Genomic DNA, 13,690 nt, shown 5'->3' with positions numbered 1-13,690 from the left:
ATGGAAAATGGGCGAATTAATCGCCCATTTTTTATGAGTAAAATTATATTTACAGCAAATTTTCTAAACGCCACAATTCTGCAAATTCTTCACGGCGCTTAATTAAATGGACTTGTTCATCATCAACCATAATTTCAATAGCTCTTGGACGAGAATTATAGGTTGATGCCATACTTGCGCCATAAGCCCCAGCTGAACGTTGAGCAATAAAATCGCCTTGTGCAATAGCAAGAGAGCGTTGTTTGCCAAGGAAATCCGAAGTTTCACAAATTGGTCCCACCACATCATATACTTGCGTTTCTCTTGGTAAAGTGCGGTCGATTTCAATGATATTCATGTATGCTTGATATAAAGCTGGTCTAATCATGTCATTCATGCCTGTATCAACGATAGCAAAATGGCGACCTTCATTGCTCTTTATATATTCGACTTTGGTTACTAAAATCCCTGCATTTGCCGTAATTGCTCTACCGGGCTCCAAAATAATTTCGAGATCTGGATAATCTTTTAATTTTGCTAATAAAGCTGCTGCATATTCACTTGGATGTGGTGCTTGTTCATCGCTATAAGTGACACCTAAGCCACCGCCAAGATCTAAATGTTCTAGCGTAATTCCATCTTGTTTTAATTGTTCCATCAGCACAATCAGACGATCTGTTGCATCTAAAAATGGTTGGAGCTCTGTTAATTGCGAACCAATATGGCAATCCATTCCCACAATTTTTATATTTTCTAATTGGCTAGCTTGGCGATAAACTTCTTGCGCTTGCTTTACACTGATACCGAATTTGTTTTCTTTAAGTCCTGTTGAAATATAAGGATGAGTATGAGCATCGACATCTGGATTTACGCGCAAAGAAATAGGTGCAACTTTTCCCATTTCTCCTGCAACTTGATTAATTCTGATTAATTCATCCGCACTTTCCACGTTAAAACAGCGAATGCCCACTTCTAATCCACGAGCAATTTCTTGAGCTGATTTCGCCACCCCAGAAAACACTACTTTGCTTGGATCTCCGCCTGCAAATAATACGCGCTCAAGTTCGCCTTGTGACACAATATCAAAGCCAGAACCCAGCTTTGCCATCATATTCAAAATAGCAATATTGGGATTAGATTTGACCGCAAAACAAATTAAATGAGGGTGCTGCCCCAACGCCTGATCAAAAGCATGCCAATGACGTTCTAATGTGGCTCGTGAATAAATATAAGCAGGCGTACCAAACTGCTCTGCAATTTGTTTCACAGGAACATTTTCAGCCATTAAATGCCCATCTTTATATAGAAAAAAATCCATAAAATTGTCCTTGCATATTGATTATTGTTATTTTTATGAGATTGTTTATTTATTAATTTTTTTGTTGATTTTGTTCTGTTTCAGGAAAATATAAGGGACCTTTAACTCCACAGCCAGTTGCTAAAAAAGCCATTGCACTCAGTAATAAAATGGAAATTATTTTTTTCATTGTCTATATCCTCGTTAGTTGAAAACTTACACTTTTTACCATTAAAAACGCCTTTGTGCTATCACTATCTTTTAAAAATCTTTATAATTCTTTGCCATTCATTTTTATTAATAGGTAAACTTTATGAACGTAGCTGAATTTCACCAAAATATCGAACAAGTTTGGTTAAAAATTGAAGAACAATTGGAAGAACAAGGCTGTGATGTAGATTGTGATACGCAAGGTTCTGTGTTTACGATTACCTTCGCTGATCGTAGTCAAGTTGTGGTAAATAAACAGGAGCCATTGTTAGAATTATGGCTGGCAAGTAAGGCTGGCGGTTTCCATTTTGCATTTAAAGATAACCAATGGATTGCCAATGATGGAAAATTATTCTGGCAATGTTTGGAACAGGCTTGTTTAACACATGGTGAGCAAGTGAGCTTTTCTTAATGTCTGTTGAGGAATGGAAACAACAAAAAAGTGCGGTGGATTTTAAGCAAATTTCTGCGGAAAAATCCACCGCACTTGCTGTTTTACATTCTGTCTTTGGCTATCAATCCTTCCGCAAGGGGCAACAAGAAGTTATCGAAGCAACCCTAGCTAAACAAGATAGTTTAGTGATTATGGCAACAGGTAACGGCAAGTCCTTATGTTATCAAATTCCAGCTCTTTGTTTTTCTGGCTTAACTTTAGTTATTTCGCCATTGATTTCATTGATGAAAGACCAAGTGGATCAATTATTGGCAAATGGCATTAATGCTGATTATTTAAACTCTAGTCAAACCTTTGAACAACAGCAGTTAGTTCAAAATAAAGCCATGTCTGGCGAATTAAAATTGCTTTATATTTCGCCTGAAAAAGCCATGACAACGAGCTTTTTTCATTTTATCTCTCATTGCAAAGTCAGCTTTATTGCTATTGATGAAGCTCATTGTATTTCACAATGGGGCCATGATTTCCGCCCTGAATATACGCAACTTGGCGGATTAAAAGCGAGTTTCCCTGACGCACCAATTATGGCATTAACCGCCACCGCAGATCAGGCAACCAGACAAGATATTCTTGTTCATCTCAAATTAGACGAACCTCATATTTATATTGGTAGTTTTGACCGCCCAAATATTCGCTATTCCTTAGTAGAAAAATTTAAACCCATGGAACAACTCATCCAATTTGTTGCAAGGCAGAAAGGAAAAAGTGGGATTGTTTATTGTAATAGTCGCAATAAAGTAGAGCGGATCGCAGAAAGTTTACGCAAAAAAGGCATTTCAGCAGAAGCTTATCATGCGGGAATGAGTAATGAGCAACGTGAGTTTGTGCAACGAGCTTTTCAACGAGATAATGTGCAAGTGGTTGTAGCAACAATTGCTTTTGGTATGGGAATTAATAAATCTAATGTACGTTTTGTTGCGCATTTTGATCTTCCTCGTAGCATTGAAGCTTACTACCAAGAAACAGGGCGTGCAGGGCGAGATGATTTACCTGCTGAAGCAGTTTTATTTTATGAGCCAGCAGATTATGCTTGGTTACAAAAAATTTTATTGGAAAAACCAGAAAACCCACAGCGCCAAATAGAACAACATAAATTGCAGTCCATTGGCGAATTTGCCGAAAGCCAAACTTGTCGGCGTTTAGTGTTGCTAAATTATTTTGGTGAATATCGCCAAAAACCATGTAATAACTGCGATATTTGCTTAGATCCACCAAAAAAATATAACGGTTTGATTGATGCACAAAAAGTAATGTCAACTATTTATAGGGTAGGACAACGCTTCGGTGCTACTTATGTTATTACAGTGTTGCGTGGTTCTTATAATCAAAAAGTTAAAGAGCATCAGCATGATAAACTTAGTGTTTTTGGTATTGGTCAAGATCGTAGTTGTGAATATTGGCAATCAGTTATTCGACAATTAATTCATTTGGGGTTGGTTAAACAGGTAATTGAACGATTTAATAGCACTTTACAACTCACGCAAGAAGCGTTGCCGATTTTAAGAGGTGAACAACCGCTACAATTGGCTGTACCGAGAATATCTTCTATAACCAACGTAGTTATGACATCCAAAAGTGCGGTCAAAAATTACGATAAAAATCTTTTTGCACGTTTACGCTTTTTACGCAAGCAAATTGCCGATAAAGAAAATATACCTCCTTATATTGTGTTTAACGATGCGACATTGCAAGAAATGGCTCAATATAAACCAACAACAGAACAAGAAATGTTACAAATTAATGGTGTTGGGTTGATAAAACTAGAGCGTTTTGCTCTGCCGTTTATAGCGTTGATTAGGGAACATCAATCATCTAGGAATCAATAATTAGATATCATTCAAAAAAATCATTGTTTACTCTTTGTTTTACAAAATTTTTATTTTCTAATTTTTATAGTTGTTTGAATGTTTACACCTATTTCATCTATAATCTAAATCAAACATTTATTTTGTTTAAAAATATTTCATTTATTAATTTTAAGGTACAGCCCATGAAAAAATTTACTTATACTTGTATAGCTGCATTTGTTATGTGTTCTGTAAGTGCTTATGCGACTAATGATGAAGAACTTGTAGCGGAAGATCCAAATGTTTCTACAACATTCCGTTAAGTTGAAAAATTGGGGCATGCAAATTGGTTACGATCACCCATTCCAATTAGAAAGTGCGGTATTAAGATTGGGATTTGCTGCTGACTTAGGGAAAGGAAAGGGGGGAATCAAGAATACAGATGAGCGTTTAACGAGTAATCAACATGGTGTGACGCTTTATGGTTCTTATGAAACTGAAACAAATCATTATATTGATTTCTTCTTGAGAGCTGCTCGTTCTTCAATTAAATGGACTGATTCCAGTAAATTCCATAACAACAGTTATACTGTCGCATTAGGCTATAGCAAATTGATTGATGTCTCTAATATATTATCTCTTGAGCCAAGTGCTAAGTTATCTTACAGCCATGTAAGTGGTACGAATTTTGTGAAAAATAATTATCCAGTTTACTTAGAGCCTATGGACATTATGGTTGGAAATGTAGGGCTAAAAGGTATTGTGAAACTAAATGGTAAATTCTCTACTCATGCTAAAATTGAGCTAAATAAAGAACTTTTAGGTAAAACTAAAGGAAGTGTAGGTTCAACATATTTCATGAGTAAACAAAGAGCGTTTTGGACAACTATTGGTGTTGGTGTTAAGTCTCAACTTAGCCAAAATTCAAGCCTATATTTAGACGCAGATACGAATTTAGGTAATGGCTATAGAAACACTTATCAACTAAACTTAGGTGTAAATATTAAGTTTTAAATGAAAATAATTAGAGTGCAAAGCGTTTCAGAAACTGATTACATTTAACTTCGAAATCATCAACTTTAGAGCGGTTCAAAATAATAAAAATTTTGACCGCTCTTTTCTTTAGAAATCTAACTTTATTTATAAAACCTAAGTGCTTTTCTTTTGTTATTTTGGTAAAGTATATGCACCAAATTTCAAATTGATTAATTAAAAATTGAGAAAAATGATATGTATACATCAAATTTTACCAATTTAATCTTAAATGTAGATAGCTATAAAGCCTCACATTGGTTGCAATATCCAAAAGGAACAGAATATATTTCCTATTACATTGAAGCTCGCCGAGGCGAGTTTGATGTGGTCATGTTTGGCTTGCAAGCCTTTATCAAAGAATACTTACTCAATCCGATTAGCCAACAAGATATTGATGACGCTGAAATTGTATTAAAAGCTCATGGCTTACCTTTTCACAAAGAAGGTTGGCAACATTTATTAGATAAACATCAAGGCTATTTACCACTAAAAATTGAAGCAGTACCAGAAGGTACAGTTCTACCTGTTGGCAACGTGGTGTGCCAAATCACCAATACCGATCCTAATTTCTTTTGGTTAGTCGGTTATTTAGAAACCGCACTTTTGCGTGCCATTTGGTATCCATCTACGGTTGCAAGCCTTTCCTATCTTTGCAAAAAACAGATTAAACAAGCCCTAATCAAATCTGCCGATGATTTGTCTAGCTTAGATTTCCAATTACATGATTTTGGGGCAAGGGGCGCTTCAAGCCTTGAAACCGTTGCCTTGGGCGGATTGGCGCACTTAGTCAATTTTAAGGGAACGGATAGCGTTTCTGCATTACTTGCAGCAAAACGTTGGTATAACGTGAATGAAATGCCTGCCTTTTCTATTCCTGCAGCAGAACACAGTACGATTACTGCTTGGGGTAAAGAGCGAGAAGTAAATGCTTATCAAAATATGGTTGAGCAGTTTGCTGGAGAAGGAAAACTTTATTCAGTGGTGTCAGACAGTTACGATCTTTGGAATGCCTTAGAACATATTTGGGGTGAGCAGTTAAAAGATATGGTAATTGAGAAAAGTGGACGATTAGTTATTCGTCCAGATAGCGGCAATCCAATTGAAATAGTTTGCAAAACCTTAGAAATCCTTGCGGAGAAGTTTGGCTATCGCCTAAATCGAAAGGGCTATAAAGTCTTACCTGATTATCTACGGATTATTCAAGGTGATGGCATTAATCCTAAGAGTTTGCCACAAATTCTTGATGCAATTATGGAAAAGGGATTTAGCGTTGAGAATGTCAATTTTGGAATGGGCGGCGGGCTGTTACAGCAAGTCAATCGAGACACTATGAGCTGGGCGATGAAAGCCAGTGCAATTTGTATTAACGGGCAATGGCAAGAGATTTATAAAGATCCTATCACTAGCCAAAGCAAGCGTTCTAAAAAAGGGGTGTTGGCGTTAGTGAAATCAGAAAATAATTGGGAAACAATTAAATTATCCGAATTAAACGGGCAAACCAATCAGCTACAAACTGTTTTCCTAAATGGAGAACTCTGTTTTGAAGAAAATTTAACGGAAATTCGCTTGCGGAGTGAGGCGTATTCTTTGTAAGAACATAAAATAATTTTCTCAAAAAAGAGAAGAGCGGTAAGAAAAAATTATTTTTTCCTACCGCTCTTTTTCTATTACCTTAAGTTGTGCTTTTGACAACTATTTTGCTTGGAGTAATAAATTAATTTGAATAATAGTGAATTGCTCTTGATATATCTTGATCTTGATAAATTGATTTAGTCATATCATCTAATGTGCGTTTGAGTACTTTCTGGATTTCATCGTTATTTGCACCAAATGCACCTTCTTGGACATTACTTGCACTTATATTTTTGCTGAATTGTCCTTTTTGTCCTTGGACTTGAACATTCAAATTAATTCTACTGGTGATTTTATAGCGTAAGTTCCCTTGGTCAACTTGTGCATAAAAATCTGTTACATTAATTGTAAGGTTGGTATTTGCTTGTGCTAGTGTTGTGGCAATACGAAATCCCTTTGCATTTAAGTCTTGTTTCACAATTTGATCAAATAGCTGTGCTACATCAGGCGATGAATATAATTTGAACATTTCTCCATTACGTACATAAGATGAAATTTCTTGTGTATTTCTTGTGTTACGTGTTGCAACATTAACAATTGAAGTTTGATTTGCTGCGTTAAATGTACTATTTGGTGATAAAGGGGTAAATCTTAAAGTGTTACTTTGAGAGCTACAAGCAGCAAGAAAAAGAGTGTTTGTTGCAAGTAGTGCAAATGAGATTTTTTTGTAAGATGTCATATTTTTCTCCATGTATAATATATGTCGTTATTCTTGCAAACATTCACAAGGAATGTATAGCCTTAGGCGCTAATTAATAAAAGTAAGGAATTGTTTATGTCGATAGAAAAAGTATTAGAAGAAAAACTATTTCAGGAATTTGCACCGCTCTTTTTACAAGTGGAAAACGAAAGTTATATGCATAGTTCTGGTCGAGGCGCTAATTCTCATTTTAAATTTGTGGTTGTCAGCGACAAGTTTGTAGGAATGACAAAAGTTGCTCGTCATCGTTTGGTTTATTCGCTCTTTAGTGATGAATTACAACAAGGCATACATGCTTTAGCATTGCATTTATATAGTCCAGAGGAGTGGGAAAAATTAGGTAAGGCGTTTCCTAAATCACCAAATTGCTTAGGTGTAGGTCAGTAACTCTTTAATGGTATTTTTATTTGGAATTAGGTATTTTCACAAATTTAGATCAAATTTTTCATTAAAAACCATAAAAAAAGACCGCCTAAAGTGGAACCAAAGGCATTATTTAGTTAAAATGTCTTGCTTATTTTTATCAAAATTTTAACTTTATTGTTTCTATTTTGGCTGGAAACGATAAACAAACAGAATTTGAGTTTTATTTTTATGTGATAGATGCCGATAAATTGATTTTCTTTGTAATTTATCGGTTGAAATCATTACTCAAGATGCGGTTGCTACTTTTTGTGGCAACTATATTTTTAATCTAACGAAAAGTAGTGCAAACAATATGATTACGATTAAAAAAGGCTTGGATCTTCCTATTGCAGGGAAACCAGAACAAGTAATCCATAACGGCAATGCTGTTAAAGAAGTTGCTTTGCTTGGCGAAGAGTATGTGGGTATGCGTCCTTCAATGAAGGTGCGTGAAGGTGATGTAGTAAAAAAAGGTCAGGTGCTTTTTGAAGACAAAAAAAATCCTGGTGTTGTATTTACTGCGCCTGCAAGTGGTACTGTAACTGCGATCAATCGTGGTGCTAAGCGAATTTTACAGTCTGTAGTAATTAAAGTAGAAGGTAATGAGCAAATTACTTTTACTCAGTATAGTGCAGATGAATTGAAAAACTTGACTTCAGAGCAAGTTCGTCAAAATTTACAATCTTCTGGTTTATGGACCGCACTTCGTACGCGTCCTTTCAGTAAAGTGCCAGCAGTTGATGCTGTTCCTTCTTCCATCTTTGTTAATGCAATGGATACAAATCCATTAGCAGCAGATCCTGAAGTTGTTTTAAAAGCACATTGGCAGGATTTTACCGATGGTTTAACGGTGTTAAGTCGTTTACATGAAGGTAAATTACATTTATGTAAAGCTGGCGATAGCAATATTCCAACTGTTGATTTACCAAACTTAGCAGTGCATGATTTTGGTGGTCCACATCCAGCTGGTTTAAGTGGTACGCATATTCATTTTATTGATCCTGTTAGTGCAACTAAGTCTGTTTGGTATTTAAATTATCAAGATGTTATTGCAATTGGTAAATTATTTACGACAGGTGAAATTTATACTGATCGTGTAATTTCTTTAGCTGGACCACAGGTTAAAAATCCTCGTTTAATCCGTACCCAATTAGGTGCGAATCTTTCTCTATTAACGGAAAACGAATTAAGTGCGGGCGAAAATCGAGTTATTTCTGGATCTGTATTAAGTGGTAACACGGCAACTGGACCTCATGACTATTTAGGCCGTTATGATTTGCAAGTATCTGTGATTGCTGAAGGTCGTGAGAAAGAGTTTTTAGGCTGGATCATGCCGGGCGCAAATAAATTCTCTATTACTCGTACCGTATTAGGTCATTTCACTAATAAATTATTTAACTTTACCTCAGCGGTAAATGGTGGTCATCGTGCTATGGTGCCAATCGGTGCTTATGAGCGTGTTATGCCATTAGATATTATCCCTACATTATTATTACGTGATTTAGCATCAGGTGATACTGATAGTGCTCAAGCTTTAGGTTGCCTTGAATTAGATGAAGAAGACTTGGCTTTATGTACTTTCGTTTGTCCAGGTAAAAATGAGTACGGTCCAATGTTGCGTGCAGCATTAGATAAGATCGAGAAGGAAGGTTAAAAATGGGTTTAAAACATCTTTTAGAGAAAATGGAACCTGCATTTTTACCGGGTGGTAAATATGAAAAATGGTATGCGTTGTTTGAAGCTACTGCAACATTTTTATATACACCAGGTACTGTAACAGGTAAGTCTTCGCATGTTCGTGATGCACTAGACTCAAAACGTATGATGGTGCTTGTATGGCTTGCGTTATTCCCAGCTATGTTTTATGGAATGTATAACGTTGGTGCACAATCAATCCTCGCATTAAGTGTTGGCGATTTTTCTGCAAATCTAGCTCAAAACGTTGCAAATGACTGGCATTTTGCTTTAGCAAATATGCTTGGTTTAGTATCTGTCGATGCTGGCGTTTTAGCTAAAATGACATTAGGTGCAATTTTCTTCCTACCAATTTACTTAACTGTCTTTTTAGTGGGTGGTTTCTGGGAAGTTTTATTTGCAATGGTGCGTAAACATGAAATCAATGAAGGTTTCTTTGTTACGTCAATTTTATTAGCATTAATCGTTCCTCCAACATTACCATTATGGCAAGCAGCATTAGCAACAACATTTGGTGTTGTTGTAGCAAAAGAAGTATTTGGTGGCGTAGGTAAAAACTTTATGAACCCAGCATTAGCTGGTCGTGCGTTTTTATTTTTCGCTTATCCAGCTCAAATCTCTGGTGATTTAGTTTGGACTGCTGCTGATGGATTCTCTGGCGCAACCGCACTTTCTCAGTGGGCCGCAGGTGGACAAGCTGCATTAAAACATGTTGCAACAGGTGAGCCAATTACTTGGATGGATGCTTTCTTAGGTAATATCCCTGGTTCTATTGGTGAAGTTTCTACTCTTGCCTTATTAATTGGTGCTGCTGTGATTGTTTTTGCTCGTATCGCATCTTGGCGCATTATTGCTGGGGTGATGATTGGTATGATCGCAACTTCAACATTATTCAATATTATCGGCTCTACAACTAATCCACTATTTGCAATGCAATGGCATTGGCATTTTGTATTAGGTGGCTTTGCATTAGGTATGTTGTTTATGGCAACAGATCCAGTTTCTGCCGCATTTACTAATAAAGGTAAATGGTGGTATGGCGCATTAATTGGTGTAATGGCTGTAATTATTCGCGTGGCAAACCCTGCGTATCCAGAGGGTATGATGTTAGCTATCTTATTTGCTAACTTATTTGCGCCATTATTTGATTACATTGTTGTTCAAGCAAATATTAAACGTCGGAGAGCTCGCAATGGCTAAATTTAATAAAGATAGTATTGGCGGAACAATCTCTGTTGTTGTTCTGTTGAGTTTAGCTTGTTCTATTATTGTGGCTGGTTCTGCGGTATTGCTAAAACCAACACAAGAAGAACAAAAGCAACTTGATAAACAAAAAAATATTTTAAGTGTTGCTGGGTTATTACAAGCTGATACCAAAGCAAGTCAAGTTAAAGAAATTTTTGCTAAGAATATTGAAGCACGTTGTGTGGAATTAGATTCTGGTGATTATGTCGCTTGCCCTGCTGGCTTTGATGCAAAATCTGCAGCAAAAGACGCTACTCAAAATGTTTCTATTGCACCTCAAGATGATAAAGCTGGTTTACGCCAACGTGCTAAATTGGCAGAAGTTTATCTTGTGAAAGATGAAAATAGCCAAGTAAACCAAATTGTTTTACCTATGTACGGCACAGGTTTATGGTCAGTTATGTATGGCTTCGTTTCAATTCAACCAGATGGTAATACAATTAAAGGTATTACATTCTACGATCATGGTGAAACTCCAGGTCTAGGTGGTGAAATTGAAAATCCAAAATGGCAGGCGAATTTTGTGGGTAAATTATTACTTAACGAGCAAAATCAACCAGCTATTCGTGTAGGTAAAGGCGCATCTTCTGATGCAAAACATGGAATTGATAGTCTTTCTGGAGCAACATTAACCTCTAATGGTGTGCAAGGAACCTTTGATTATTGGTTTGGTGCTAACGGCTTTGGTCCATATTTAGCAAAACTAAAAGCGGGGGCTAACTAATGGCAAATGCAAATCTTAAAAAGTTATTGTTATCACCAGTTACAGATAACAACCCAATTGCATTACAAATTTTAGGTATTTGTTCTGCGTTAGCGGTAACCACTAAACTTGAAACTGCGGTTGTTATGGCGATTGCAGTAAGTTTTGTTACAGCTTTCTCAAACTTATTTATTTCTTTAATCCGTAATTATGTGCCGAACAGTATCCGTATTATTGTTCAAATGGCAATTATTGCATCTCTAGTAATTTTGGTTGACCAAATTTTACGTGCTTATGCTTATGGATTATCAAAACAACTTTCGGTTTTCGTTGGTTTGATTATTACAAACTGTATCGTAATGGGACGTGCTGAGGCATTTGCGATGAAATCTGCACCAGTAGAAAGTTTCGTTGATGGTATTGGTAACGGATTAGGCTATGGTGCAATTTTAGTGACTGTTGCTTTCCTACGCGAATTAATTGGTTCAGGTAAACTATTTGGTATGACTATTTTCCAAACTATCCAAGATGGTGGTTGGTATCAAACTAACGGTTTATTCTTATTAGCACCAAGCGCGTTCTTTATCATTGGTTTCATTATTTGGGGTCTGAGAACCTGGAAACCAGAACAGGTGGAGAAATAATTTATGGAACATTATATTAGCCTTTTCGTTAAATCTGTCTTTATCGAAAATATGGCGCTTTCTTTCTTCCTTGGAATGTGTACATTCCTTGCTGTTTCTAAGAAAGTGTCAACTGCTTTTGGTTTAGGTGTTGCAGTAATAGTTGTATTAGGTATTGCTGTACCAGCAAACCAATTAGTTTATTCTTTAATTCTTAAAGATGGTGCTTTAGTTGAAGGTGTTGACTTAAGTTTCTTAAACTTCATCACTTTCATTGGGGTAATCGCTGCATTAGTTCAAATTCTTGAGATGGTTTTAGACAAATATTTCCCCGCACTTTATAACGCATTAGGGATTTTCTTACCATTAATCACAGTAAACTGTGCAATTTTTGGTGGAGTATCTTTCATGGTTCAACGTGACTACAATTTCGCAGAGTCAGTTGTTTACGGTGTTGGTGCAGGTACTGGTTGGATGTTAGCTATTGTTGCGCTTGCTGGTATTACAGAGAAAATGAAATATGCAGACGTTCCAGCAGGTCTTCGTGGATTAGGTATTACCTTCATCACTGTTGGCTTAATGGCGCTTGGCTTTATGTCATTTTCCGGTATTCAGTTGTAAGAGGGGATACTTAAATGGAAATTACTCTTGGTATTGCAATGTTCACTGTTATCGTTTTAGCTTTAGCTGTGCTAATTTTGTTTGCTAAATCTAAATTGGTAAATTCAGGGGACATTACTATTGAAATTAATGATGATCCTAATAAGGCAATTAGCTTACCAGCTGGTGGTAAATTATTAGGCGCATTAGCAAGCAAAGGTATCTTCGTATCTTCTGCTTGCGGTGGCGGTGGCTCTTGTGGTCAATGTATTGTTAAAGTAACTGAAGGTGGTGGCGATATTCTACCAACAGAACTTTCTCATATTTCTAAACGTGAAGCGAAAGAAGGCTATCGTCTTTCTTGTCAAGTAAACGTGAAAAACAGCATGAAAATTGAATTACCAGAAGAAGTTTTTGGTGTGAAAAAATGGGAATGTACTGTTATTTCTAATGACAATAAAGCGACCTTTATTAAAGAGCTTAAACTTCAAATTCCTGAAGGGGAAGAAGTTCCATTCCGTGCTGGTGGTTATATCCAAATTGAAGCTGAACCTCATACAGTTCATTACAAAGATTTTGATATTCCAAAAGAATACCACGAAGACTGGGATAAATTTGATTTATGGCGTTACACTTCAAAAGTAGATGAGCATATTATCCGTGCCTACTCTATGGCTTCATACCCAGAAGAGAAAGGTATTATTATGCTAAACGTGCGTATTGCAACGCCTCCACCACGTAATCCTGATGTTCCACCAGGTCAAATGTCTTCTTACATTTGGTCATTAAAAGAAGGTGATAAAGTAACTATCTCTGGTCCATTTGGTGAATTCTTCGCTAAAGAAACTGATAACGAGATGGTATTTATCGGTGGTGGTGCAGGTATGGCGCCAATGCGTTCACATATCTTTGACCAATTAAAACGTTTGAAATCAAAACGTAAAATGTCATTCTGGTATGGTGCTCGTTCTAAACGTGAAATGTTCTATGTAGAAGATTTCGATATGCTGCAAGCAGAAAATGACAATTTCGTATGGCATGTGGCTCTTTCAGATCCTCTTCCAGAAGATAATTGGGACGGCTACACAGGCTTTATTCACAATGTTCTTTATGAAAACTATTTGAAAAATCATGAAGCACCTGAAGATTGTGAATACTATATGTGTGGACCACCAGTGATGAATGCTGCCGTAATTAAGATGTTAAAAGATCTTGGTGTTGAAGACGAAAATATCTTATTAGATGATTTCGGTGGTTGATCCTAAATAATATCAATTAAAAGTGCGGTCAGATTTCATAAATTTTGGGAACTGACCGCTTTTGTA

14 protein-coding genes are annotated in these 13,690 nt (G+C 36.4%); 11 read left to right on the top strand and 3 right to left on the bottom strand.

Features of this window, described 5'->3' with window-relative positions:
• Positions 1 to 49: 49 nt before the first annotated feature.
• Complete coding sequence (gene lysA, locus B0186_RS06320; protein ID WP_078218531.1) at positions 50 to 1,297, bottom strand: diaminopimelate decarboxylase; 1,248 nt, start codon at positions 1,295 to 1,297, stop codon at positions 50 to 52.
• A gap of 52 nt (positions 1,298 to 1,349) precedes the next feature.
• The gene (gene lptM, locus B0186_RS06315; RefSeq protein WP_078218530.1) at positions 1,350 to 1,466 is read right to left on the bottom strand and encodes an LPS translocon maturation chaperone LptM; all 117 of its coding nucleotides are present in this window, start codon (positions 1,464 to 1,466) and stop codon (positions 1,350 to 1,352) included.
• A 123-nt stretch (positions 1,467 to 1,589) separates the two neighbouring features.
• Here lptM and cyaY point away from each other — a divergent pair, with 123 nt between their 5' ends.
• From cyaY to B0186_RS06290, 4 genes are all read left to right on the top strand, one after another.
• Positions 1,590 to 1,898, top strand: a complete 309-nt coding sequence (cyaY, locus tag B0186_RS06310; protein WP_078218529.1) for an iron donor protein CyaY — start codon at positions 1,590 to 1,592, stop codon at positions 1,896 to 1,898.
• Positions 1,898 to 3,766 (top strand): DNA helicase RecQ, encoded by a 1,869-nt coding sequence (gene recQ / locus B0186_RS06305; RefSeq protein WP_078218528.1) that lies wholly within the window; start codon positions 1,898 to 1,900, stop codon positions 3,764 to 3,766. Before cyaY ends, recQ begins: the two co-directional genes overlap by 1 nt.
• Before the next feature lie 261 nt (positions 3,767 to 4,027).
• The gene (locus B0186_RS06300; protein WP_078218527.1) at positions 4,028 to 4,741 is read left to right on the top strand and encodes an autotransporter outer membrane beta-barrel domain-containing protein; all 714 of its coding nucleotides are present in this window, start codon (positions 4,028 to 4,030) and stop codon (positions 4,739 to 4,741) included.
• 216 nt (positions 4,742 to 4,957) lie between these two features.
• Positions 4,958 to 6,355, top strand: a complete 1,398-nt coding sequence (locus tag B0186_RS06290; protein ID WP_078218525.1) for a nicotinate phosphoribosyltransferase — start codon at positions 4,958 to 4,960, stop codon at positions 6,353 to 6,355.
• A 121-nt stretch (positions 6,356 to 6,476) separates the two neighbouring features.
• On the opposite strand, the gene B0186_RS06285 is transcribed toward B0186_RS06290, so the two are convergent.
• Entirely contained in the window at positions 6,477 to 7,073 is a 597-nt protein-coding gene (locus B0186_RS06285) for a YajG family lipoprotein (RefSeq protein ID WP_078218524.1), read from the bottom strand.
• Between the two features lie 96 nt (positions 7,074 to 7,169).
• Here B0186_RS06285 and B0186_RS06280 point away from each other — a divergent pair, with 96 nt between their 5' ends.
• The 7 genes from B0186_RS06280 (at position 7,170) to nqrF (ending at position 13,624) form a co-directional block, all read left to right on the top strand.
• Positions 7,170 to 7,481 (top strand): BolA family protein, encoded by a 312-nt coding sequence (locus B0186_RS06280; protein WP_078218523.1) that lies wholly within the window; start codon positions 7,170 to 7,172, stop codon positions 7,479 to 7,481.
• A gap of 331 nt (positions 7,482 to 7,812) precedes the next feature.
• Positions 7,813 to 9,153: a Na(+)-translocating NADH-quinone reductase subunit A gene (locus B0186_RS06275; RefSeq protein ID WP_078218522.1), complete on the top strand. Its 1,341-nt coding sequence runs from the start codon at positions 7,813 to 7,815 to the stop codon at positions 9,151 to 9,153.
• Between the two features lie 2 nt (positions 9,154 to 9,155).
• On the top strand, positions 9,156 to 10,394 hold the full coding sequence (locus B0186_RS06270; protein WP_078218521.1) for an NADH:ubiquinone reductase (Na(+)-transporting) subunit B: 1,239 nt from the start codon (positions 9,156 to 9,158) through the stop codon (positions 10,392 to 10,394).
• On the top strand, positions 10,387 to 11,163 hold the full coding sequence (locus B0186_RS06265; protein ID WP_078218520.1) for a Na(+)-translocating NADH-quinone reductase subunit C: 777 nt from the start codon (positions 10,387 to 10,389) through the stop codon (positions 11,161 to 11,163). Before B0186_RS06270 ends, B0186_RS06265 begins: the two co-directional genes overlap by 8 nt.
• Positions 11,163 to 11,786 carry an NADH:ubiquinone reductase (Na(+)-transporting) subunit D gene (locus B0186_RS06260; RefSeq protein WP_078218519.1) on the top strand — a complete coding sequence of 208 codons (624 nt, stop codon included), beginning with the start codon at positions 11,163 to 11,165 and terminating at the stop codon, positions 11,784 to 11,786. The genes B0186_RS06265 and B0186_RS06260 overlap by 1 nt, the downstream gene beginning before the upstream one ends.
• Positions 11,787 to 11,789: 3 nt before the next feature.
• A complete protein-coding gene (gene nqrE, locus B0186_RS06255; protein WP_078218518.1) occupies positions 11,790 to 12,386 on the top strand; it encodes an NADH:ubiquinone reductase (Na(+)-transporting) subunit E in 597 nt (198 codons plus the stop codon).
• 14 nt (positions 12,387 to 12,400) lie between these two features.
• Positions 12,401 to 13,624, top strand: coding sequence for an NADH:ubiquinone reductase (Na(+)-transporting) subunit F (nqrF, locus tag B0186_RS06250; RefSeq protein WP_078218517.1), 1,224 nt, complete (start codon positions 12,401 to 12,403; stop codon positions 13,622 to 13,624).
• Positions 13,625 to 13,690: the final 66 nt, after the last annotated feature.

The organism is Canicola haemoglobinophilus, from assembly GCF_002015075.1.
GTDB classification, from domain to species: Bacteria; Pseudomonadota; Gammaproteobacteria; order Enterobacterales; family Pasteurellaceae; genus Canicola; species Canicola haemoglobinophilus.
The sequence above is the reverse complement of the archived record's forward strand: the minus strand, read 5'-3'. Positions and strand labels throughout refer to the sequence as shown.